The organism is Neisseria mucosa (assembly GCF_003044445.1).
In the GTDB taxonomy this organism is placed as follows: domain Bacteria; phylum Pseudomonadota; class Gammaproteobacteria; order Burkholderiales; family Neisseriaceae; genus Neisseria; species Neisseria mucosa_A.
This window is the reverse complement of record NZ_POWX01000024.1, coordinates 1-21,783: the sequence shown is the minus strand read 5'-3', so window position 1 is coordinate 21,783 and position 21,783 is coordinate 1. Positions and strand designations below refer to the sequence as shown.

21 protein-coding genes, 1 tRNA gene and 1 pseudogene are annotated in these 21,783 nt (G+C 53.6%); 12 read left to right on the top strand and 11 right to left on the bottom strand.

Annotated elements, in window-relative coordinates; genetic code table 11:
- Nucleotides 1-491 precede the first annotated feature (491 nt).
- Complete coding sequence (gene mltA / locus DBY90_RS11290) at nt 492-1,814, top strand: murein transglycosylase A (RefSeq protein ID WP_070492713.1); 1,323 nt, start codon at nt 492-494, stop codon at nt 1,812-1,814.
- Nucleotides 1,815-1,959: 145 nt separating this feature from the next.
- Here the strand turns inward: mltA and DBY90_RS11285 are convergent, their stop codons facing one another.
- Together DBY90_RS11285 and DBY90_RS11280 are read right to left on the bottom strand one after the other, a co-directional pair.
- On the bottom strand, nt 1,960-2,424 hold the full coding sequence (locus DBY90_RS11285; RefSeq protein ID WP_070492714.1) for a CYTH domain-containing protein: 465 nt from the start codon (nt 2,422-2,424) through the stop codon (nt 1,960-1,962).
- Between the two features lie 63 nt (nt 2,425-2,487).
- On the bottom strand, nt 2,488-2,913 hold the full coding sequence (locus tag DBY90_RS11280; protein WP_070492715.1) for a CopD family protein: 426 nt from the start codon (nt 2,911-2,913) through the stop codon (nt 2,488-2,490).
- 221 nt (nt 2,914-3,134) lie between these two features.
- Between DBY90_RS11280 and DBY90_RS11275 the strand changes: the two genes are divergently transcribed.
- Nucleotides 3,135-3,410: a hypothetical protein gene (locus tag DBY90_RS11275; protein ID WP_070492716.1), complete on the top strand. Its 276-nt coding sequence runs from the start codon at nt 3,135-3,137 to the stop codon at nt 3,408-3,410.
- A gap of 533 nt (nt 3,411-3,943) precedes the next feature.
- Here the strand turns inward: DBY90_RS11275 and DBY90_RS11265 are convergent.
- From DBY90_RS11265 to DBY90_RS11245, 5 genes are all read right to left on the bottom strand, one after another.
- Nucleotides 3,944-4,020, bottom strand: a tRNA-Met gene (locus DBY90_RS11265).
- A 142-nt stretch (nt 4,021-4,162) separates the two neighbouring features.
- On the bottom strand, nt 4,163-4,633 hold the full coding sequence (rlmH, locus tag DBY90_RS11260) for a 23S rRNA (pseudouridine(1915)-N(3))-methyltransferase RlmH (protein ID WP_107987256.1): 471 nt from the start codon (nt 4,631-4,633) through the stop codon (nt 4,163-4,165).
- Between the two features lie 198 nt (nt 4,634-4,831).
- On the bottom strand, nt 4,832-5,218 hold the full coding sequence (gene rsfS / locus DBY90_RS11255; protein ID WP_039410466.1) for a ribosome silencing factor: 387 nt from the start codon (nt 5,216-5,218) through the stop codon (nt 4,832-4,834).
- Between the two features lie 67 nt (nt 5,219-5,285).
- A complete protein-coding gene (gene nadD, locus DBY90_RS11250) occupies nt 5,286-5,897 on the bottom strand; it encodes a nicotinate-nucleotide adenylyltransferase (RefSeq protein ID WP_070493070.1) in 612 nt (203 codons plus the stop codon).
- A gap of 57 nt (nt 5,898-5,954) precedes the next feature.
- Nucleotides 5,955-6,551 (bottom strand): beta-class carbonic anhydrase, encoded by a 597-nt coding sequence (locus tag DBY90_RS11245; RefSeq protein WP_070493073.1) that lies wholly within the window; start codon nt 6,549-6,551, stop codon nt 5,955-5,957.
- Nucleotides 6,552-6,706: 155 nt separating this feature from the next.
- On the opposite strand from DBY90_RS11245, the gene DBY90_RS11240 reads away from it, so the two are divergent.
- The 8 genes from DBY90_RS11240 to DBY90_RS11200 all read left to right on the top strand — a co-directional run bounded on the left by DBY90_RS11240 (nt 6,707) and on the right by DBY90_RS11200 (nt 17,063).
- The gene (locus DBY90_RS11240) at nt 6,707-7,585 is read left to right on the top strand and encodes an NUDIX hydrolase (RefSeq protein WP_107987254.1); all 879 of its coding nucleotides are present in this window, start codon (nt 6,707-6,709) and stop codon (nt 7,583-7,585) included.
- An 84-nt stretch (nt 7,586-7,669) separates the two neighbouring features.
- On the top strand, nt 7,670-8,608 hold the full coding sequence (locus DBY90_RS11235) for an ABC transporter ATP-binding protein (protein ID WP_107987252.1): 939 nt from the start codon (nt 7,670-7,672) through the stop codon (nt 8,606-8,608).
- 1,534 nt (nt 8,609-10,142) lie between these two features.
- Entirely contained in the window at nt 10,143-11,642 is a 1,500-nt protein-coding gene (locus DBY90_RS11225; RefSeq protein ID WP_107987250.1) for a DNA recombination protein RmuC, read from the top strand.
- Nucleotides 11,643-11,816: 174 nt separating this feature from the next.
- Entirely contained in the window at nt 11,817-12,035 is a 219-nt protein-coding gene (locus DBY90_RS11220) for a hypothetical protein (protein WP_107825860.1), read from the top strand.
- Nucleotides 12,036-12,303: 268 nt separating this feature from the next.
- The gene (locus tag DBY90_RS11215; RefSeq protein WP_107987248.1) at nt 12,304-13,140 is read left to right on the top strand and encodes a GNAT family N-acetyltransferase; all 837 of its coding nucleotides are present in this window, start codon (nt 12,304-12,306) and stop codon (nt 13,138-13,140) included.
- 68 nt (nt 13,141-13,208) lie between these two features.
- Nucleotides 13,209-13,337: a hypothetical protein gene (locus DBY90_RS13510; protein WP_267894299.1), complete on the top strand. Its 129-nt coding sequence runs from the start codon at nt 13,209-13,211 to the stop codon at nt 13,335-13,337.
- A gap of 278 nt (nt 13,338-13,615) precedes the next feature.
- Nucleotides 13,616-15,472: an ABC transporter ATP-binding protein gene (locus DBY90_RS11205; protein WP_107987246.1), complete on the top strand. Its 1,857-nt coding sequence runs from the start codon at nt 13,616-13,618 to the stop codon at nt 15,470-15,472.
- 292 nt (nt 15,473-15,764) lie between these two features.
- Nucleotides 15,765-17,063 (top strand): M16 family metallopeptidase, encoded by a 1,299-nt coding sequence (locus DBY90_RS11200; RefSeq protein ID WP_107987244.1) that lies wholly within the window; start codon nt 15,765-15,767, stop codon nt 17,061-17,063.
- 344 nt (nt 17,064-17,407) lie between these two features.
- Here DBY90_RS11200 and gltX read toward each other — a convergent pair whose 3' ends face one another.
- From gltX to DBY90_RS11170, 4 genes are all read right to left on the bottom strand, one after another.
- On the bottom strand, nt 17,408-18,802 hold the full coding sequence (gene gltX, locus DBY90_RS11190; protein ID WP_070492879.1) for a glutamate--tRNA ligase: 1,395 nt from the start codon (nt 18,800-18,802) through the stop codon (nt 17,408-17,410).
- Nucleotides 18,803-19,049: 247 nt separating this feature from the next.
- Nucleotides 19,050-19,379, bottom strand: a complete 330-nt coding sequence (locus DBY90_RS11185; RefSeq protein WP_003743612.1) for an FKBP-type peptidyl-prolyl cis-trans isomerase — start codon at nt 19,377-19,379, stop codon at nt 19,050-19,052.
- Nucleotides 19,380-19,543: 164 nt separating this feature from the next.
- A complete protein-coding gene (locus DBY90_RS11175; RefSeq protein WP_070492878.1) occupies nt 19,544-19,804 on the bottom strand; it encodes a hypothetical protein in 261 nt (86 codons plus the stop codon).
- A 172-nt stretch (nt 19,805-19,976) separates the two neighbouring features.
- Entirely contained in the window at nt 19,977-20,195 is a 219-nt protein-coding gene (locus DBY90_RS11170; RefSeq protein WP_070492876.1) for a DUF2061 domain-containing protein, read from the bottom strand.
- Between the two features lie 283 nt (nt 20,196-20,478).
- Between DBY90_RS11170 and DBY90_RS11165 the strand changes: the two genes are divergently transcribed.
- On the top strand, nt 20,479-21,429 hold the full coding sequence (locus DBY90_RS11165) for a D-2-hydroxyacid dehydrogenase (RefSeq protein WP_070492874.1): 951 nt from the start codon (nt 20,479-20,481) through the stop codon (nt 21,427-21,429).
- A 226-nt stretch (nt 21,430-21,655) separates the two neighbouring features.
- Nucleotides 21,656-21,783, top strand: a pseudogene (locus DBY90_RS13580) (helix-turn-helix domain-containing protein); the annotation flags it as partial.

Below are 21,783 nucleotides of genomic sequence, written 5' to 3'. Positions count from 1 at the left end.
AACAAACCTTAAAACTTAATATCCAAAACTAAACCATTTATTCTTTTACCCAATCCGTTTCGCCCGCCGCCTTATCTATTCTATTCGGCTACAATAAATCCTCTCCAAGAAAATTCAAACAACCTTATGCCCAAATATTTATAAACCGATAATGAAACAAATGCAAATAATTTTTATTTTTAAGTAATAAACACAGTTACGAATGTTAACAAGGAAATGACGAAAGTATTGGACAAACGTACTTTTCCAGCCTGTCTCCCAACAGCCGATACGGCAGTCAAAATATATTCCCGCCCTTAAACAATATCCGCCACAACACACAAAGTCGTCTGAAAACCCGCCCCATCCGCTTTCAGACGACCTCACGCCTTGAGCCAAAGCAGGCGGAAAAACTGTGTTAGAATCCCAAGCTCTTGAATAAACGGACCAATATCCCGTCTGCAAACCACGTTCCCATCCACCCGATTTCAGACGACCTTTAAGACAGCATTATGAAAAAACACCTATACCGCATCACACTCCTGACCATCACCGCAGCCGTCCTCTCCGCCTGCCCGAGCAAACGCATCAAAAAACTCCCCGAAGTCGACACCACCACCGTCAAAGGCCCCGACCGACCGACCGGTACGCCCGACCCCGTCGGTACCACCGTCAGCGGCGGCGGCGCGACCTACACCGTCGTGTCCCACCAAGAACTGCCGCACTGGAACACCCAACACTTCACCAAAAGCCTCCAATCCTTCCGCTTAGGCTGCGAAAAACTCAAAAACCGCGCAGGCTGGCAAGACGTGTGCGCCCAAGCCATGCAGACGCCCGTCCACCATCTCCAAGCCAAGCATTTCTTCGAACGCTATTTCACCCCTTGGCAAGTCAGCAACAACGGCAACCCCGCCGGCACCATCACCGGCTACTACGAACCCGTCCTGCTCGGCGATGACAAAGCCACAAGCAAGGCTCGCTTCCCCATCTACGGCATCCCCAACGACTTCGTTTCCGTCCCCCTGTCCGCCAATTTGAGAAGCAGCAAAGCCACCGTCCGCATCCGCCAAACCGGTGCCAACAGCGGCGTCATCGACAACAGCGGCACACACACCGCCGACCTGTCCCAATTCCCCATTACCGCCCGCAGCACCGCCCTCAAAGGCAGATTTGAAGGCAGCCGCTTCGTTCCTTATTACACGCGCAACCAAATCAACGGCGGCGCGCTCAACGGCAAAGCCCCCATCCTCGGTTACGCAGAAGACCCCGTCGAACTCTTCTTCATGCACATCCAAGGTTCAGGTCGTCTGAAAACCCCATCCGGCAAATACATCCGCGTCGGATTCGCCGATAAAAACGAACACCCCTACGTCTCCATCGGACGCTACATGGCAGACAAAGGCTACCTCCCCCTCGCACAAACCAGCATGCAGGGCATCAAAGCCTACATGAAGCAAAACCCCGGCCGCCTCGCCGAAGTCTTGGGACAAAACCCCAGCTACGTCTTCTTCCGCGAACTGACCGGCAGCAGTGAAGCCGGTCCGGTCGGCGCATTGGGTACACCGCTCTTGGGTGAATACGCGGGCGCCATCGACCGCCACTACATCACCTTAGGCGCACCGCTGTTTGTCGCCACCGCCCATCCGACCACCAAAAAAGCCCTCAACCGCCTGATCATGGCACAAGACACAGGCAGCGCGATTAAAGGCGCCGTTCGCGTGGACTACTTCTGGGGCTACGGCGACGAAGCAGGCGAAGTTGCCGGCAAAATGAAAACCACAGGCTACGTCTGGCAACTCCTGCCCAACGGCATGAAACCCAGCTACCAGCCTTAAAATAGGCTAAAAAGTCAAAAGGTCGTCTGAAAACACGTTTTCAGACGACCTTTTGATTACCAAACAAGCCGATATAGCGCATTAAATTAAGCCAGCCGTAGCGTGGGCTTCGCCCGCGAATCCGCCGATCAAATCCCGAACCCGCCTACCAAGTCGAATAAGGATGTTTGCTCAAATACGCATTGGTAAATTTTCCTTCCGACGTAATCTCCGCGCCCAGCCAGTCCGGTTTTTCAAACGGCGTATCTTCCGCAGGCAGCTCAAGTTCCGCCACCACCAAAGGCGCGTTGTCGCCGAAATACTCGTCGATTTCAAACACAAAGCCCTTAAATTCCACCCGATAACGGTGTTTTTCCATCTTAAACGGACACATCGTCTCCATCATCTGCTGCGCGTGCACCAAAGGAATTTCGTATTCAAACTCGCTGCGGCTGACATCCGAAATATAGCCTTTCAAAGTCAGCCAAGCCTTGTCGTCAATAATGCGCACGCGGATAGTGCGCTCTTTTTCCACACTCAAATAGCCCTGTTGCAACACCTGCGGCGCAGAGGCTTCGCGCTTCCAGTCATCGTTTTTCAACAGGAAGCGGCGTTCGATTTCAATAGTCATCTGTTTGATTCCAATATAAAAGAAGGTCGTCTGAAAACAGGTTTTGCAGGTTTCGCACACACCTTAAAACGGCTTGAACACCACCATATACAAAGCGACGACCATCATCAATACAGGCACTTCGTTAAACACCCTGTACCACTTGTGCGAATGCGTATTGCGCTTTTCCTCAAAGGCCCGAAGCAGCGCGCCGCAATAAAATTGATAAGCCAAAAGCAGCAGGCCCATCAACAGCTTCACATGCAGCCAGCCCTGCCCCCACCAGCCCGTAACAAACGGAATCAAAATACCGAACACCAGCGTCCCGAAGCCCAACGGCGACATAAACTTATACAGCCGCCGCGACATCGCCGAGAGCCGCTCATATTCCACCGGCTGCTCCGCCGCTTCGACCTGCGCCAGATTCACAAAAATACGCGGCAGGTAAAACAGACCGGCAAACCACGAAATCACAAAAAACACATGCAAGAGCTTAAACCACAAATACATTTTCAGACGACCTCATGCTCGAAAACGCATATTTTACCCGCCAAACCGAAGCGGCTGTTTTCTTTATGTCAACGACTGTCTGTTTTACGCCCGAAAAATGGTAAATCACATCATAATTCCATACTGTTTATATGCAATAAGATTAAATTTTGTTAAAATGCATATGTAATTAAACTAATATGCCCATTCCCCGCGGGACAAACACAAAACGGAAAGAAAACATGATTAAGCAATTTGAAATCAGCGCCAGCGTTCAAAAACAAATCGGCGACTACCTCGCCGCCAACAATACCGACCTCAAAACCGCCATGGCGGACGAAACCCGCAACGGCGAAGTCGCCGCCATCATCCATGCCGGCCTGCCCATGATGGTGCGCAAAATCTATTCTCTGGAAAAAATGAAAAACTTCTTCTGGACGAAAAAAGAGTTGATGGTCGAATTCGTCGCCATGCGCCTTGCCGCCGCCGAAAAGAAAAACGCCAAGAAAAAACGTTAATCCCTTCCGGCTCATTGAGGAAAAAGATGGAAAGGTCGTCTGAAAGTTTCAGACGACCTTTGGTATTTTAGACGGTAAAGTGAAATCATCCCGCCAACCATCCGCCGTTTCACGCTACACAAGACAGGATACGCAAACTCTCCATCCCCCATGTTGTTGACCCTTCTTAAGAAACCATTCCGATGGAGGGGGAATGGCGGTGGGAGGAAATATCCTGTTTCTATTTGAATCTATTTATCTCTCAAATACAAAAACATACTGTTTGCGGTTTTGCCGGTATTCATTAGACTTCCGGATATTTTCTCATGCCGATTTGCCACTTTCATGTATAGTGGATTAAATTTAAACCAGTACGGCGTTGCCTCGCCTTAGCTCAAAGAGAACGATTCTCTAAGGTGCTGGAGCACCAAGTGAATCGGTTCCGTACTATTTGTACTGTCTGCGGCTTCGTCGCCTTGTCCTGATTTAAATTTAATCCACTATATAGACGGCAGACAACAAAAAACCCTCGGAAAACCGAGGGTTTTTAAAATTGGTTGCGGGAGCAGGATTCGAACCTACGACCTTCGGGTTATGAGCCCGACGAGCTACCATGCTGCTCCATCCCGCGTCAGAAGGTAGAACTATACTTTCATTCCGGAAAGGTGTCAAGAATTTTCTTGATTAAATTGTTTATAATAAAAAAATCCCATGATTTCAGATGATTACTTTTCTTTAATAAATATACGAAGCCTGCCTACGGGGACGTTTTGCTATTCGCGGTGGTAGGGATGGTTGTGGAGGATGGAGACGGCGCGGTAGAGCTGTTCGGTCAGAAGGACGCGCACCATGCCGTGCGGGAGGGTGAGACTGGAGAGGCGCATCATCATGCGGGCTTGTTGTTTGAGGCGGTCGGTCATGCCGTCGGCACCGCCGATGACGAAGCAGACGTGTTCGCCGTTTTGCTGCCAGCTTTTGAGGTGTTCCGCCAGCTCGACGGAGGTCGGGGCTTTGCCACGTTCGTCGAGGACGATGAGGAACGCGCCTTGCGGGATGGCTTCGAGGATGCGTTTTTCTTCCGCCGCCATGCCTTGTGCGGCGTTGACGCCTGCGCCGCGTTTTTCGGGTTTGATTTCTTTGAGGGTGTAGGCGACGTCGCGTCCGAAGCGTTTGGCGTATTCGCCGACGGCTTCGTCCACCCAGCGGGGCATTTTGGTGCCGACGGCGAGGATGGTGATGTTCATGGGTTTCCTTGGTTGGATGGGGTCGTCTGAAAGTTTTCAGACGACCTTTTGGTTTGAATGATGGTGAAACGGGATTCCTTAAGCCGATATTGTTATTGTTCGGTCAAGGGGTCGTCTGAAAACTTCGGTTTGGGCAAAGATAGGATTCGGTGTGCGCAATAAAGCCGTCTGTATGCACAGACGGCTTGGGATGGCTGCTTAGTCGGCGGCGTGCCAGGGTTTTTGCGCGCCGGCGTGGAAGCTGGGTTTTTCGCCGCCCCAGAGGGTGTCGATGTCGTAGAAGTCGCGGACGGCGGGCAGCATGACGTGGACGACGAGGTCGCCTGCGTCAACAAGCGTCCATTCGCCGCTGTCGCCTTCGGTGCTGAGGATTTCGAAGCCGGCTTCTTTGAGGCTGACGGCGACGTTGTTGGCGAGGGCTTTGACTTGGCGGGTGCTGTCGCCGCTGGCGATGATCATGCGGGCGAACAGTGAGGTTTTTTCTTGGGTTTCGAGGACGGAGATGTCTTTGGCTTTGATGTCTTCGAGGGCTTCGACGGCGGTTTCGACCATTTTTTGCAGGTCTTGCAGTTCTTGTTCGTTCATTGTTTTCCTAATGGTGGGAATGAAATGGGGTTTGGATGGTATTATAACTTATCTGTATGAATTTACGCTATTTTCCGCTTTGGTACAGTTTGTGTTCGCGGATGTAGCGGGCGACTTGGGGCGGGAGGTCGTCTGAAAGTCTGCCGCTTTGGAGGGTTTGGCGGATTTGGGTGGAAGAGGTGTTGTGCAGGGGGGCGTTGAGGATGCGGACGCTGCCGTTTTGGAGGGCTTCGCCCAGCCAGGCGTGGAGTTCGCGCGGGGTTTGGTTGAGGTTGTCGCCTTGGCGCATGGCGACGGCGATGTGGGTTTGGCGCACGAGGGTCTGCCATTTTTTCCAAGTGTGCAGTTTCATGAGGCTGTCGCTGCCCATGAGCCACCAAAGTTGGGCGGCGGGGAATTGCTGGCGGAAGATTTGGACGGTGTCGAAGGTGTAGGTCGCGCCGTCGCGGACGATGTCGCAGTCGCTGGCGGCGAAGCGGGGGTCGTCGGCGATGGCGAGTTCGGTCATGATGAGGCGGTCTTGGGCGGAGGCGCGGGACGGGTCTTTGTGGTAGGGGTCGCCTGCGGGCAGGAAGACGACGGTGTCGAGTCCGATTTCGTCGGCGAAGGCGCGGGCGATGTGGAGGTGGCCGTTGTGGATGGGGTCGAAGGTGCCGCCGAAAAGTCCGATGTTTTTCATGGGTGTCCTTGGGTGTGGGGTGTGCGCTCTGTTTGGGTTTCAGACGACCTGTCGGGTTTATGGGTTGGCGGGGTCGTCTGAAAGGCTTTCTGCTTCGGGGCTGCCGTCAACGACCAGGGTGAGTTTGCCGGTGGTCGGATGGATGACGAGTCCGTGGACGGCGATGTCGGCGGGCATGAGCGGGTGCTTGCGGATGACTTCGACGGTGTGGCGGACGCTGTCTTCTACGTTGTCAAAACCGGTCAGCCAGTTGTCGAGGTTGATGCCTGCATTGCGCAGGGTTTCGATGCGGTCGTCGGGGATGTTGCTCTCGTGTACTTTTTCGAGGAAACCTGCGGCGTTCAGCCCCTTCATACCGCAGTCGTAGTGGGCAATGACCATGATTTCTTTGACTTTGAGTTCGAACACGGCGACCAAAAGGCTGCGCATGACGGAACCCCAAGGATGGGTAACGAGCGCGCCGGCGTTTTTGATAAGCTTGGCGTCGCCGTTTTTCAGTCCGAGCGCGTTGGGCAGCAGCTCGATGATGCGTGCGTCCATGCAGGACAGGATGGCCAGTTCGCGGCCGGGATATTTGTCAGTGAAATATTTTTCGTATTCGCCCGATTCGACAAAATTTTGGTTATAGGCGAGAATTTCGCTCAATTCGCTCATGGTGTTGTACCTCCGACAAAATGAGACGATTATAGCGGTTTTCGGGCGGTTTGGCTTTGCAGCGTGTGCCGCCTGATTGTGGATAGAGTTGGTTGCAAATTGAAACGAAGCAGATACAATCCGCTTTATGTTTATGATTGGATTGAGGAACAGCCATGTCTTCGTACCCTTGTTTTTCCGAAACAATCGACCGCCGCACCCACGACGCGCTCTACGATTGGGCGCGGGCAAGTTACGGCGCGTCGGACGACTGGAACACGCTCCATCTGAACGGGCTGGCTTTGGGTCGTCTGAATCCGTTTTGGCGCGAACGGATCAAACAAGACTGGCAGGAAGGGCTTTCTGAAGTTTCAGACGACCTCTACCTGCAAACGGACAACTGGCTGGCGATGGGCGACAGTTTGCAGCACTTGGCGCACGAATGGAAAAGCCTCGGACTGCTGCACGGCTGGCGCGACGAAAAGTTTGACGTGTGCGACGACGCGGGCAAGGTGCTTTTTGTGTTGGAACGCGCCGCCTTCCGCCCGTTCGGACTCATGAGCCAAGCCGTCCACCTCAACGGACTGGTGCAAACCGATGACGGCTGGCATTTTTGGATAGGCCGCCGCAGCCCGCACAAAGCCGTCGATCCCAACAAACTCGACAACCTCGTCGGCGGCGGCATTGCCAGCGGCGAAACCCCGTTTGAAGCCGTCTGCCGCGAAAGCGAAGAAGAAGCCGGACTGATGCCGCCCGCCCTCGCTACACTCCGACCCGCCGCCCGAATCCACAGCCTGCGTCCCGTCTCGCGCGGCATCCACAACGAAATCCTGCACATCTTCGACATCGTCCTGCCCGAATCCGTCCGCCCCGAAAACCAAGACGGCGAAGTCGCAGGGTTTGAATTGATGAACGTTTCGCAACTTGTCGAAACCATGTTGTCCCAAACCATGATGCACGATGCCCAGCTCGTTACCCTCGAAGCCCTCAAACGCTACGGCGCGCTCGACAGGCAGCACCCGCTAAGCCTTTGGCTGGACAGCCTTTGCCGCTGAGCGCCGAAAAATGAGCCGATAAACCAACCCGCCAACGCCCCGCCGTTTTCCTTCCCCGATTCCCCAAAAGGTCGTCTGAAACCCATGCTCCGACTTACCGACATCTGCAAACGCTTCGACAGCAAAACCGTCGCCGACCGCATCAGCCTGACCGTCTCCGCCGGCGAAACCCTCGCCGTCCTCGGACGCTCCGGCTGCGGCAAATCCACTCTGCTCAAAATCATCGCCGGCATTGTCAAGCCCGACAGCGGCGAAGTTTGGCTGGACGGGCAAAATATCACCGCCGTCCCGCCCGAAAAGCGCAACGTCTCGCTGATGTTTCAAGACTACGCCCTGTTCCCGCACCTGACCGCCCAAGAAAACGTCGGTTTCGGACTCAAAATGCGCCGCCTGCCCAAAGCCGAAATCGAAGCGCAAACCATGCAGGCGCTGCGCGACATCGGTTTGGAAAACGAAGCCCGCCGCAAACCCGGCAGCCTCTCCGGCGGCGAACAGCAACGCCTCGCCCTCGCCCGCGCCCTGATTATCAAACCGTCGCTGCTGCTCTTGGACGAAGCCTTCTCCAGCCTCGATACCCACCTGCGCCACAACCTCTACCGCCTGACCGACGAGAGCATCCGCCGTCAAAACATCCCCGCCGTCCTCGTAACCCATTCCCCCGAAGAAGCCGCCGCGCTGGCAGACCATATCGCCCTCATGCACGAAGGGCGCATCCTCCAATACGGCACGCCCGCAGAACTCTTCCGCCGCCCTGCCAACGCCCAAGCCGCCCGCCTGCTCGGACTGCCCAACACCGACGATACGCGCCACATCCCTACGCACGCCATCCGCCCCAACCCGCAAGGTACACCCTGCCGCATCCTGTCCCTTACCCCCTTGCCCGACAGCCTGCGCCTGACTTTCGCCCACCCCGAATACGGCGAGCTGACCACCCTGTTACCCGCCGAACACTTACCCGCCGGTGATACCGTGTCGATACATATCGATAAAGAACAAATCGTTTGGTTTGAACCATCGAGATGATGTTTTGTGTCCCGCCGTCGTTTGACCCGTCGGACAAATCAAAAAAGGTCGTCTGAAAATTTTCAGACGACCTTTGCTTTGACTTCCAAGAGCTTAGAGGTTTAAAACAGCCCGAGCTTATTTTTTAATCGCAGTACGCATATTGTCGGCGATGTGGGTTGCGCCGGCGGCCAGACCGGACATACCGATCAGGGATGCGGCGGCGAGTTTGATCAATTCTTTCATTTTGAGTCTCTTTCTTGTGTTTGTGTTGCGGATGTTATCGTCGGGTCGGCTTATTATTTGCCGGCTTCGGCGATGTTTTTGGCGACGGTCGTCGCGCTGGCGGTCAGACCGGACATGCCAATCAGGGAGGCAGCTGCCAATTTGATTAAGTTTTTCATGGTAATCTCTCTTTCTTTTGTTCCCTTCGCCGAATCCGGCGGTCTGCGGTTCGCGCTTGTGTCGGCATCTGATGCCGGAATCGGTTGAAAGCCGAAAGCCGCTCCGCCTTGGGCGGGAAGGGTTGTTTGTGGGGTTTGGGAAGCGTTTAAAATATTTCGTTTGTTTTCAAATTATTTTTTTGCAGCGGTTTCGATATTGCGGGCAACCATAGCGGCTGAAGCGGGAACGCCTGCCATACCGATTAAAGAAGCTGCGGCTAAGGTCAATAAATTTTTCATTTCGGATAATCCTTTCTCATACTTATCAAATGTTATTTAACAACATCTGTATTCGCCGTCGGCGTGTCTGCCGTATCGACAGGAGTCATGATACCGCCTTAATTGATAAATTATACAGTTTTTTAGTAAAGAAATACGCGGTAAAAATGGCTTATTGTAATTATTTTGATAAATTATTTTTAGTTTTGAAAATGACACCGATGTCTTGCGGAATGACACCGATGTCTTAGTTACAAGCCGATTACAAATTGTTTATTTTAGAATAGATGCTCTCGGATTTTTTGTTGCCAAATTACATCATTTTAGACAGATTTTTACTTTTCCTTTTATTTTTCAATTAGATAAAAAACAACACTTTTCTGCTTGGATTTTGGGTTTTTAGCCTCAGACTATAATCGCCATTGCCATTTTTTAAATAACCTATCTATTTTTGGCAAAAACAGGTCGTCTGAAACCAAAATCCCTGCCCGACAAACCGGAATCCGCTGTTTTCTTCTGAAATTGCTCAGCAAATCTCTCATCCGGCGCTGCGGCTTATTTCGCTTTGCCCAAAGAGGGCGGTTTTCCAAGCTGTCGGCGGTCAAAGCTCTGTTTGGGCGCAGCGAAGCGTGTAAAGCTTGTTTTTAGGTTTTCAGACGACCTGTTTGTGTTTATGGGTTGGCAGGGTCGTCTGAAAAGGCTGTCTGTTTCGGTGCTTCTGTTCACGCCTCAATCAAATTGATTCAGTTCGACTGCTTCGTTCTGCGTTCTGCAACCCGCTGCCCGGCATCGGTTTATCAGCCATTCCGCCCTATCCTACTCAAGCGCGCAGCGAGCTTGCCCTGCAAACATGCTATATTGCCGTTTTTGCTTTTTCCGTTTTCAGACGACCTATGAATGCCCCGCTCCTCCTGACCGCCGCGCTTTCCTTTTTGTCCGGCGCGCTCATCACTTGGCTGCTCGCCCGCAACAAGGCGCAGACGCAGCAGTTTGCCCTGATGCAATCGCTTGCCGAGTGCCGCCAGCATCTTGAATTTGCCGAACAAAATCAGGCGCAAACCGCATCCGAGCTTGCCGACGCGCGCTATCATGTCCAAGATTTGCAGGGCGAGTTGCAGGAATTGGGCAACCGCTTTGCCGCCGCCGAACACCAAATCGGCTATCTTCAAGAGCGCGAACAGGAAGCAGGTCGTCTGAAACAAGATTATGCCGAGCTTCAGGAAAACGCGCACAACCTGCACGTCCGCAACGAACGCCTCCACATCCAGCTCGAACAGGAACGCCTCGCCGCCGACGAAAAGCTCAAGCTCCTTGCCGAAGCCCGCCAAAGCTTGGGCGACCAGTTCCAAAACCTCGCCAACACCATTTTGGAAGAGAAAAGCCGCCGCTTCACCGAGCAAAACCGCGACCACCTCAGCCAACTGCTGACCCCGCTCAACGAACGCATCCACGGCTTCAGCGAGCTGGTTCAGCAAACCTATGAAAAAGAAGCGCGCGAACGGCTGACCCTCGAAAACGAACTCAAACGCCTGCAAACCCTCAACACCCAACTGCACAGCGACGCCAAAGCCCTCACCGACGCGCTCACCGGCACGCAAAACAAAACCCAAGGCAACTGGGGCGAGATGATTTTGGAAAGCGTTTTGGAACATTCCGGCCTGCAAAAAGGGCGCGAATACACCGTCCAAGCCGCCGCCGTCCGCCAAGAAGAAGACGGCGCGCGCCGCCTCCAGCCCGACGTCCTCGTCAACCTGCCCGAAGGCAAACAAATCGTCATCGACTCCAAAGTCTCGCTGACTGCCTACGTCCGCTACACCCAAGCCGCCGACGCCGAAACCGCCGAGCGCGAACTCGCCGCCCACGTCGCCAGCATCCGCGCCCACATCCGCAGCCTGTCGCAAAAAGACTATACCGACCTCGAAGGCGTGCGCACGCTGGACTTCGTGTTTATGTTCATCCCCGTCGAACCCGCCTACCTGCTCGCCCTGCAACACGATGCCGCCCTGTTCCAAGAATGTTTCGACAAGCGCATCATGCCGGTCGGTCCGAGTACGCTGCTCGCCACCCTGCGCACTGTCGCCCACATCTGGCGCAACGAACAGCAAAACCAAAACGCCCTCGCCATCGCGGCTGAAGGCGGCAGACTTTACGACAAATTCACCGGCTTCGTCCAAACGCTTGAGGGCGTCGGCAAAAACATCGACCAAGCGCAAAACCAGTTCCAACAAGCCTTCAAGCAGCTCTCGCAGGGCAAGGGCAATTTGGTCAGCCGCGCCGAAAAACTGCGTGCGCTGGGCGTGAAAACCACCAAACGCCTGCAACGCGATTTGGCGGAAACCGCCCAAGAGTCTGCTTTGCAGGATAAGGGTTTGCCGGAAGGGGAAGAAGATTGACGGTTTGTCCTTCGTCGGGTTTCAGACGACGTATCAAAGACAAAAAGGGCGCATGATGCGCCTTTTTTATTTTTAACTGATTCGCTTTGCTTTTGAACGACACCAGCCCTCAACCGCCCCTCCCGCCTACGCCTGCGCGGGGCAGGAATGAGAGCCGATAAATAAGCGGTATCAATGCAAGCAAGTTGGCAGGACGGAGAAAACAACGCTGCGGCAAACGGGTCATCTGAAAAAGGTTCGGACAAGCACCGCTTTATTTATTTCAGCGAAACCGGCTTCTTTCAGTTTCAGACGACCTCAAAAGCGGCATATAGTGGATTAACTTTAAATCAGGACAAGGCGACGAAGCCGCTGGTGCTTCAGCACCTTAGAGAATCGTTCTCTTTGAGCTAAGGCGAGGCAACGCCGTACTGGTTTAAAGTTAATCCACTATACATCCGCCCCACTGCCACGAAGCCCGGACTGTGCGGTATAATCATGAACATTCTTATAGTGAAATCAATCAAAAACGGACACAAAGCAGTTTATCCCGCCCACTATCTGACCGTACATTCAAACAGGAATGACCCGCGCCGTCCTTCCCGCAAAAGGAACAGCGGCAATTTGAATATCCTCTTTTCATGTGTCCGCCCGAATTTCAAACTCTACACAGGAAACCGCCATGTTAGTCTGCAACCCCTACGAAGTCGTGATTCACGGCACAACCAACAAAGGCAAGATTTTCCGTCCCAGCGACTGGGCAGAACGCCTGTGCGGCATATTGTCCTCATTCACCAAAGACAACCGGCTGTCCTACTCCAACTGGGTGCGCCCCATTCTGGTGGACAACGTCCGCTGCGTCGCCGTCGATAAGAAACTCGAAGAAGACAATCCGCAGATGTTCCGTTTCCTGATGGACTTTGCCGCCGACAACGACTTGCGCATCATCGACTGCAAAGAGCTTTTGAAAGAACAGGAAGCCAAAGCGCAAGGAGAACCTGCCGAACGCGTCCCGCTGGCGCAAGCCATCGAAGAAAAACACGCCGCCGAAAAAGCGCCGGTCCAAGCCGTCGCTGCCGACTACGTTTTGCGCGAAATCCCGCCCGAAGACACATCCGCCGCCTTCGCCGCCCTCAGCGTCCTGCGTTCTTCATTGACCGACATCAGCAAATTCACCGAACAAATCAACACCGTCCAACGCCCCGCCGGCTATCGCCTCTTGGGTATTTTCGAAGAAGGCAAACACAACGCCGTCGCTGTCTGCGGCTTCCGCGAATCCTGCAACCTCGCCAGCGGCCGCCATATCCACATCGACGACATCGTTACCCTGCCGCAAAGCCGCCGCAAAGGCTACGCCTCCCGCCTGTTGGCAGAAGTCCGCAAAATCGGCGCGGAAACAGGCGTGACTAAAATCCACCTCAACGTCCACGTCAATCACGACCGCGTCGATGCGCACCGTCTGTATTTCAAAAACGGCTTCGAAATCTGCGCATACCATTTCCGCTGCGATCCTAAATAACCCAAAAGGTCGTCTGAAAACCAAATACGGTTTCAGACGACCTCTTTCCCTTCCGAGAAAGGAACCCCATGAAAACCGTCCTCAGCCTCACCGCCCTCTTCTTCCTTGCCGCCTGTACTGCTGCAACGGGAACAGGCGGCAGCTCGCAAGTCTATGGCGAAATCAAAACCGGCATTGAAAGCAGCCATACCCGATAACAGCCATAATAGTGAACCCGCGATAACTCAAAGGTCGTCTGAAAACATCATTCGGATTTTCAGACGACCTTTGTTTCGGCAAAACCTAAATCAGATTGGCAAACCTGCTCTCGGCAAAACATCTGCCGAATTATCGTCCTCACTTCTCCTTTACGGTGTCTTCCCGCCGTTTTTTCCCGTAAAATAATGCCTTTAACTCCCGATACTTGTTTTCAGACGACCTGTCCCCACCGTAGAGGTCGTCTGAAATCCATTCTCTCTCAATTAAACCCAATACAATGATTCAAAAAATATTCTCATGGTTCGAATCCCGAATCGACCCTTACCCCGAAGCCGCCCCGAAAACGCCTGAAAAAGGGCTGTGGCGTTTTATCTGGAGCAACATCGAAGGCTTGCGCAAATGGATTGCCGTATTGGCGGTATTTACCGCCGGTATCGGCATTATGGAAGCCCTGTTGTTTCAATTTATGGGCAAAGTCGTGGACTGGCTCGGCAAATACACGCCCGCCACCCTGTTTGCCGAAAAAGGCTGGGCGTTGACGGCGATGGCGGCGATGATGGTGTTTTTCGCCCTCTGGACCTTCCTCGCGTCCAACGTGCGCCTGCAAACCCTGCAAGGCGTGTTCCCCATGCGCCTGCGCTGGAATTTCCACCGCCTGATGCTGGGACAAAGCCTCGGCTTCTATCAGGACGAATTTGCCGGCCGCGTTTCCGCCAAAGTCATGCAGACCGCGCTGGCGTTGCGCGACGTAGTAATGACGGTTGCCGACATGGTCGTGTATGTGCTGGTGTATTTCATCACCTCCGGCGTGATTCTGGTCGCGCTCGACGGCTGGCTGCTGCTGCCCTTTATCGGCTGGATGATTGGCTTCGCCTTAGTGATGCGCTTCCTGATTCCCAAGCTCGGCAAAACCGCTTCGCGTCAGGCGGATGCGCGCTCGCTGATGACCGGCCGCATTACCGACGCCTATTCCAACATCACCACCGTCAAACTCTTCTCCCACGGCGCGCGCGAAGCGGCTTATGCCAAGCAGTCGATGGAAGAATTTATGGTTACGGTACACGCCCAAATGCGTTTGGCGACGCTCCTGCACACTTGCAGCTTCATCGTCAACAGCTCACTGACCGCCGGCACGACCGCGCTGGGCATCTGGCTTTGGTATCACGGACAGGTCGGCGTCGGCGCGGTTGCCACCGCCACCGCCATGGCGTTGCGCGTCAACGGTTTGTCGCAATACATCATGTGGGAATCCGCCCGATTGTTTGAAAACATCGGCACCGTCAACGACGGCATGGCAACCCTGTCCAAACCGCAAACCATCCTCGACAAGCCGAACGCCCTGCCGCTGAAAGTGTCGCAAGGCGAAATCAAGTTCGAACACGTCGATTTCTCCTACGAAGCCGGCAAACCGCTGCTCAACGGCTTCAACCTCACCATCCGACCGGGCGAAAAAGTCGGCTTGATCGGACGCAGCGGCGCAGGCAAATCCACCATCGTCAACCTGCTTTTGCGCTTCTACGAACCGCAAAGCGGCACGATTTCGATTGACGGGCAAAACGTGGACAGCGTGACCCAAGAAAGCCTGCGCGCCCAAATCGGTTTGGTCACGCAAGACACCTCGCTGCTGCACCGTTCCGTGCGCGACAACATCGTTTACGGCCGCCCCGACGCCACCGACGCCGAAATGATTTCCGCCGCCGAACGCGCCGAAGCCGCCGACTTCATCCCCAACCTTTCCGACGCCAAAGGACGGCGCGGCTATGACGCGCACGTCGGCGAACGCGGCGTGAAACTCTCCGGCGGCCAACGCCAGCGCATCGCCATCGCCCGCGTCATGCTCAAAGACGCGCCGATTCTGCTGCTCGACGAAGCCACCAGCGCGCTCGACTCCGAAGTCGAAGCCGCCATCCAAGAAAGCCTCGACAAAATGATGGACGGCAAAACCGTCATCGCCATCGCCCACCGCCTCTCCACCATCGCCGCGATGGACAGGCTCATCGTCTTGGACAAAGGCCGCATCATCGAAGAAGGCAGCCACACCGAGTTGCTCGAGAAACAAGGCCTCTACGCCAAACTCTGGGCGCACCAAAGCGGCGGTTTCTTGAGCGAACACGTCGATTGGGAGCATAATTGAGTGTCTTGCAGTAAGCAAAAGGTCGTCTGAAAATCCGGTTTTGAATTTCAGACGACCCCAGTTCAAAATCATCTCGACAGGGCGCAAGATTGCGCCCTTCTTTTTTGGTTATAAATTACGAATCTGACCGAAGGATGGAAGGGTCGTCTGAAACCGAAAATCAGGTTTCAGACGACCCTTAATTTTCAGCGGCCAAACAATCAAACCGCCGTAACCTTCCCGTCAAAGGGTGTTTCATTCCGCGTACTTGCACTATACTGCCCCTGAAGAATACCGTCCGAAAGGAAAAACAATGAAATACGCTCCTGCCTTCCTCGCCCTTATCCTGCCCCTGTCCGTACAGGCAGCGGTCAACATCCAACGCTGGACCACCCCGCAAGGCGTGCAGGTCCTCTTGGCCGAGCGGCATGAAAATCCGATTATCGACATGGCAGTCAGCTTCCGAGGCGCAGGCAACGCGTCCGATCCCGACGGCAAAAGCGAAACCGCCGCCTTCACCGCCGCCCTGTTGACCAGCGGCACAAAAGAAATGGACGAAGAAACCTTCAACGCCCAAACCAACGGATTGGCAGTTGAAATCGGCAGCGGTACGGACAACGAAACCGCCACCGCCACCCTGCGCAGCCTGAGCCGTCCGGACACACTCAAAAAAGCCGTTTCCCTGTTCAACGGCGCACTGACCCGCCCGCGTTTCGACGAAGCTGTGTTCCGCCGCAACCAAACGCAAGCCGCCACCTTCCTGCAACAACAGGAAACCAAACCCGACTTCACCGCCGCCCGAACATTGGCGCGCCTCTCCTATCCCGACCACCCTTACGGCAAAGGCGCATACACCACCGTACAAAGCATAAACGGCATCACGCTTGACGACATCCGCACGTTTTACCGCACCCGCTACGGCAAAAACAATGCCGTCGTCGCCATCGTCGGCGATATAGACCGCAAAGGTGCCGACCGCCTCGTGCAAGACGCATTGTCCGGCTTGCCTGACCATGCTGCCGCATCGGCCGATGTTCCGCCCGTCAAAAAACATCCTGCACAACGCCGTGACATCCCCTTCGCCGGCGAACAGGCGCAAATCATGCTCGGAATGCCGCTGATTACCCGTAACGACCCCGACTACTACGCGCTTGTTGCCGGCAACTACGTCCTCGGCGGCGGCGGATTCGACAGCCGCCTGATGGAAGTCCTGCGCAATCAGAGGGGCGACACCTACGGCGTGTACAGCAACCTTACTCCGGAACGTCAGGCAGGCATGTTCACCATCGCTTATTCTTCGCGCAAACCCGCCGCCCGCGCCTCGCTTGCCGCAGCACAGGAAGTCATCAGGCAGTTCATCGCTGAAGGTCCGACCGAAGAAGAAATGGCTCAGGCAAAAGCCAACATCACAGGCAGCTTCCCCCTGCGTTTCGATTCCAACGCCAAACTGCTCGGCTACTTGAACCTCATCGGCGTCTATAACCTGCCCGACGACTACCTCGAAGCCTACCCCAAAGCCGTCGCCAAACTGACCGCCGCCGACGTCAAAGCCGCCTGGCAAAAACGCGTCCGCCCCGAAGACTTGAATATCGTCGTGGTCGGTGCGCAGTAAAGTTCGGGCTGAATAAACGCAAACGTCGTCTGAAAACAGGTTTTAGGTTTCAGACGACGTTTTTTATGCTCGAAACGGCTTTCTTCTTCCGAACGCTTGTTATAGGGGTTTCAAACGACAAGTCCCTATTCTGGGATTTACCCGCGCAGTCGGGAGTCCGGAAGGTTGAAATAATGGTGATTTCTAAATATTCCCTCAAACGAAGGAGCAGGATTCCCGCCTACACGGGAATGACGGAGCAGGTGTTTTCTGTTCCAGCCTGCCGTCTATTTCACAAGAAATCAAAGGGTATCGGAAAAACCAAAAAGGTCGTCTGAAAATTTTCAGACGACCTTTTCAACGCTTTAAGAACGAATCCGTTTCAACACTTCTTCTTTGCCGATTAATGCCAACACGGCATCGACGCTGGGGGTTTTCGCCGTGCCGCAGACGGCAAGGCGCAGGGGCATGCCGAGTTTGCCCATTTTGATGCCTTCTTCGTCGCAGAAAGGTTTGAACAGGTCGTGGATGGCTTCGGCGTTCCAGTCTTCCAACCCTTCGAGGCGTTCGGCGAAGCACAGCATACGGGCGGCGGCTTCGTCGTCCCAATGTTTCTGCACGTCCGCTTCGGCGGGCGTTTGTTTGACGTAGAAGTAGAGGCACTCGTCGGCGAGGGTGTTCAAGTCTTGGGCGCGGTCTTTGACCAGTGCCAACACGTCTTCCAACGCGGGTTTGGCCGTGTCGTAAATGTCGCGCAGGGCGAGGCGGGGTTTGATGAGTTCGGCGAGTTTTTCGTTGGACGTGATTTTGATGTGTTCGCCGTTGATCCAGTAAAGTTTCTTCAAGTCCATGCGGCTTGGAGACGGGGAAACGTCTTTCAAATCAAACCATTCGACAAATTGTTCCATCGTGAAGAACTCGTCGTCGCCGTGCGCCCAGCCCAAGCGCGCCAGATAGTTGAGCATGGCTTCGGGGAGGATGCCCATCGCGCCGAAATCGGTGATGGCGACGGTATCGCCGCTGCGTTTGGAGATTTTTTTGCCTTGTTCGTTGAGAATCATGGGCAAATGACCGTATTCGGGCAGGTTTGCGCCGATGGCTTTTAAGATGTTGATTTGTTTCGGGGTGTTGTTCACATGGTCGTCGCCGCGGATAACGTGGGTAACGCCCATGTCGTAGTCGTCCACCACGACGCAGAAGTTGTAGGTCGGCGTGCCGTCGGCGCGAGCGATAATCAGGTCGTCGAGCGCTTCGTTGGGAATGGAGATTTCGCCTTTGACCAAGTCTGTCCATTGGGTAACGCCGTCCAAAGGTGTTTTGAAGCGGACGACGGGTTGTACGTCGGCAGGGATTTCGGGCAGGGTTTTGCCTGCTTCGGGACGCCAGCGGCGGTCGTAAGTTGCCGTGCCTTCTTTTTCGGCTTTCTCGCGCATGGCTTCCAGCTCTTCTTTGCTGCAATAGCAGTAGTAGGCAGCGCCTTTTTCCAAGAGTTCGGCGATGACTTCTTTATAGCGGTCGAAACGGCGGGTTTGGTACACGACGTTGTCGGCGTTGTCGTAATCGAGACCGACCCATTTCATGCCGTCGAGGATGATGTTGACGGATTCGGCGGTAGAACGCGCCAAGTCGGTGTCTTCGATACGCAATAGGAACTCGCCTTTGTGATGGCGGGCAAACGCCCATGAAAACAAGGCGGTGCGCACGCCGCCGATGTGCAGATAGCCGGTGGGGCTGGGGGCGAAACGGGTTTTGACGGTCATGATGGCTCCAGAATCTTTTAAAACGGGTATTTTACTGTTTTTAGACGGAATCGGACAATGAAAGGTCGTCTGAAACCTGAAAATTCAGGTTTCAGACGACCTTTCGCTCTTTTTCAAAGCAGATTCAAAGCAGATTCAAAGCAGATTCGAAGCAGATTCGAAGCAGATTCGAAGCAGATTCGAAGCAGATTCGAAGCAGATTCAAAGCAGATTCAAAGCAGAAAATCCATCCCAACGCCGTCAGGCATTATTCATAAACTTTCAACAGCTCTACTTCAAACACCAACGTCGCGTTTGGCGGAATCACGCCGCCCGCGCCGCGTGCGCCGTAGCCCATTTCGGCGGGAATGGTCAGCTTGCGTTTGCCGCCTTCCTTCATGCCGCCGAAACCTTCGTCCCAGCCTTGAATGACCTGACCCACGCCCAGCGTAATGGTCAGAGGCTGACGGCGGTCGAGGCTGGAGTCGAATTTGGTGCCGTCTTCCAGCCAACCGGTGTAATGCACGGTAATTTCCTTGCCTTTCACAGCCTCTTTGCCGTGGCCTTCCTGCAAATCTTCAATAATCAAACCGCTCATGTTTTATCCTTTCATAGCGTTTTCAATCAGTTAACAATATCGACTCTTCGATATTCCGCGCCAAAGGGTATCATAGCTGCCGTTTCCGATAAAGCAAAAGGTCGTCTGAAAACGGGTGGATACGTTTCAGACGACCTTTCAACTTATCGTCAACCGCTTGTCAATCAATTTGAGCCGTTTTGCAATGAGCGGGCATAGGTGTCGTTATAGCCGATGTCGGTGATTTCGCGCACGCCTGTGGCAGGTGCGGTGAATTTCACGCGGTCATCATCCTTGCGCATATCGTGCGCGTCGTGATATTCGACTTTGGTTAAGCCCGGAATGGGGCCGGAGTCGTTGGCATGGTTCCATTCAGGAATGCGGCTGTCGGCGAAAGATGCGGCGGCGGCAACGGTGATGAGGGAGGCGAAGAGTGCTTTTTTCATGATTACTTTCCTTATGATGTTGAGTATTAAGATGAACTGTGTAGGCGTTCAAGCGATGGAAAGCATTTTATTTATTTCATTTTAATTAATAAATATCAATTTTATTGAAATAATATTTACTAATAAGAAACAATATATCCTATCCCGTTTTCAGACGACCTTTGGACAAGACTTATCCACAATGGTGCAGCGGCGTAGCCCATTCTTGTTTTACGGTTTTATTTTTTTCGTAGCGTCGCCATGCCTTTTCGTGGAAATAGAAAACGACGGTATTGGCAAGCGGTTCGACCAGTGCGACTGCGCTTGAGATGCCGATGTTGCCGGTCAAAATATAGGCAACGCCGAACGCGGTGGCGAAATGTAAAATGGCAAAAGTCATGGTTTTAATCATGGTGGTTTCCTGATATGGTGATGTCTGTATGATTCGGATAATATAGTGGATTAACTTTAAACCAGTACGGCGTTACCTCGTCTTAGCTCAAAGAGAACGATTCTCTAAGGTGCTGAAGCACCAAGTGAATCGGTTCCGTACTATCTGTACTGTCTGCGGCTTCGTCGCCTTGTCCTGATTTTTGTTAATCCACTATAACTATTCTCAACTGCGCCGTATCTTTTGAATATTTTATTCAATATTAGTTTATTTAAATCATTATTTTATTTTTGATAGGTGAAAAATGAATCCGCTGCGCATTGCCGTTCTCGACCGCGACACGCTTGCCGACCGTCCGTTTGACTTTGATTTTCCGCATACTTTAAGCAGCTATGGTTCGACCGAAGCGCATCAGACCGCCGAGCGCATACAGGGCGCGGACATCATCATTACCAACAAAGTCGTGATTTCCGACGAACACATTGCCGCCAACCCGCAGCTCAAGCTGATTGCGCTAGCCGCGACGGGCGTCAACAACGTTGACCTTGCCGCCGCCAAGCAAGCCGGTGTCAGCGTGTGCAACATCCGCGCCTACGGCAACGAATCGGTAGCGGAACACGCCTTTATGCTGATGATTACCCTGATGCGCAACCTGCCCGCCTATCAACGCGACGTTGCTGCCGGAGTATGGGAAAAATCGCCGTTTTTCTGCCATTTCGGCGCGCCGATGCGCGATTTGAACGGCAAAACGCTGGCAATTTTCGGTCGCGGCAACATCGGGCAGACGCTGGCAACTTATGCACAGGCATTCAAAATGAAGGTCGTATTCGCCGAACACAAACACGCCGAAACCGTCCGCGACGGCTACGTTTCCTTTGACGAAGCCATCCGCACCGCCGACGCGTTGTCGTTGCATTGCCCGCTCACACCGCAAACGGCAAACATGATAGGCGAAGCCGAATTGCAGCAAATGAAGCCCGGCGCCGTCATCATCAACTGCGGACGCGGCGGATTGGTGGACGAACACGCGCTCATCGCCGCCTTGAAATACGGACAAATCGGCGGCGCAGGCTTCGACGTGTTGACACAAGAGCCGCCGCGCGACGGCAATCCTTTGCTAAAAACCCGCCTGCCCAACCTGATCGTTACCCCGCACGTCGCATGGGCGAGCCAAGAGGCAATCAACCGCCTGTTTGACATCCTTGTGGACAACATCAACCGCTTCGTCGCAGGCAATCCGCAGAATCTGGTTTGATGCCGAATATGCGAGAGACTTGTTGATAATTTTGTGAACAATTTAAAAGGTCGTCTGAAAGTTTTCAGACGACCTTTTTGTATATTGATATTTTTCAACAAATTAGGTTTGGTTTGATTAAATTAGAGCGAAGTTTGAATTGTGGATAAGTTGTGAGCAATCCGTGGATTTTATCAAAAACCGATGCTTTCAAACGACAAAGGTCGTCTGAAACCTGAATCTTGGTTTGAACTGCACCCCAAAAGTTGGACATCCCCTCCAACTCACAAGGTGCAGTTTTTTTATGAGCAAATATACATTACACTTCAAATACCAAGCCGTACTCCACTACCTGCACATACGCAGCCAACAGCG

What these genes read in the sequence shown, in the direction of transcription:
- mltA (WP_070492713.1), top strand. Translation starts at nt 492, where the DNA reads ATGAAAAAACACCTATACCGCATCACACTCCTGACCATCACCGCAGCC.
- DBY90_RS11285 (WP_070492714.1), bottom strand. Translation starts at nt 2,424, where the DNA reads ATGACTATTGAAATCGAACGCCGCTTCCTGTTGAAAAACGATGACTGG.
- DBY90_RS11280 (WP_070492715.1), bottom strand. Translation starts at nt 2,913, where the DNA reads ATGTATTTGTGGTTTAAGCTCTTGCATGTGTTTTTTGTGATTTCGTGG.
- DBY90_RS11275 (WP_070492716.1), top strand. Translation starts at nt 3,135, where the DNA reads ATGATTAAGCAATTTGAAATCAGCGCCAGCGTTCAAAAACAAATCGGC.
- rlmH (WP_107987256.1), bottom strand. Translation starts at nt 4,633, where the DNA reads ATGAACATCACCATCCTCGCCGTCGGCACCAAAATGCCCCGCTGGGTG.
- rsfS (WP_039410466.1), bottom strand. Translation starts at nt 5,218, where the DNA reads ATGAACGAACAAGAACTGCAAGACCTGCAAAAAATGGTCGAAACCGCC.
- nadD (WP_070493070.1), bottom strand. Translation starts at nt 5,897, where the DNA reads ATGAAAAACATCGGACTTTTCGGCGGCACCTTCGACCCCATCCACAAC.
- DBY90_RS11245 (WP_070493073.1), bottom strand. Translation starts at nt 6,551, where the DNA reads ATGAGCGAATTGAGCGAAATTCTCGCCTATAACCAAAATTTTGTCGAA.
- DBY90_RS11240 (WP_107987254.1), top strand. Translation starts at nt 6,707, where the DNA reads ATGTCTTCGTACCCTTGTTTTTCCGAAACAATCGACCGCCGCACCCAC.
- DBY90_RS11235 (WP_107987252.1), top strand. Translation starts at nt 7,670, where the DNA reads ATGCTCCGACTTACCGACATCTGCAAACGCTTCGACAGCAAAACCGTC.
- DBY90_RS11225 (WP_107987250.1), top strand. Translation starts at nt 10,143, where the DNA reads ATGAATGCCCCGCTCCTCCTGACCGCCGCGCTTTCCTTTTTGTCCGGC.
- DBY90_RS11220 (WP_107825860.1), top strand. Translation starts at nt 11,817, where the DNA reads ATGCAAGCAAGTTGGCAGGACGGAGAAAACAACGCTGCGGCAAACGGG.
- DBY90_RS11215 (WP_107987248.1), top strand. Translation starts at nt 12,304, where the DNA reads ATGTTAGTCTGCAACCCCTACGAAGTCGTGATTCACGGCACAACCAAC.
- DBY90_RS13510 (WP_267894299.1), top strand. Translation starts at nt 13,209, where the DNA reads ATGAAAACCGTCCTCAGCCTCACCGCCCTCTTCTTCCTTGCCGCCTGT.
- DBY90_RS11205 (WP_107987246.1), top strand. Translation starts at nt 13,616, where the DNA reads ATGATTCAAAAAATATTCTCATGGTTCGAATCCCGAATCGACCCTTAC.
- DBY90_RS11200 (WP_107987244.1), top strand. Translation starts at nt 15,765, where the DNA reads ATGAAATACGCTCCTGCCTTCCTCGCCCTTATCCTGCCCCTGTCCGTA.
- gltX (WP_070492879.1), bottom strand. Translation starts at nt 18,802, where the DNA reads ATGACCGTCAAAACCCGTTTCGCCCCCAGCCCCACCGGCTATCTGCAC.
- DBY90_RS11185 (WP_003743612.1), bottom strand. Translation starts at nt 19,379, where the DNA reads ATGAGCGGTTTGATTATTGAAGATTTGCAGGAAGGCCACGGCAAAGAG.
- DBY90_RS11175 (WP_070492878.1), bottom strand. Translation starts at nt 19,804, where the DNA reads ATGAAAAAAGCACTCTTCGCCTCCCTCATCACCGTTGCCGCCGCCGCA.
- DBY90_RS11170 (WP_070492876.1), bottom strand. Translation starts at nt 20,195, where the DNA reads ATGATTAAAACCATGACTTTTGCCATTTTACATTTCGCCACCGCGTTC.
- DBY90_RS11165 (WP_070492874.1), top strand. Translation starts at nt 20,479, where the DNA reads ATGAATCCGCTGCGCATTGCCGTTCTCGACCGCGACACGCTTGCCGAC.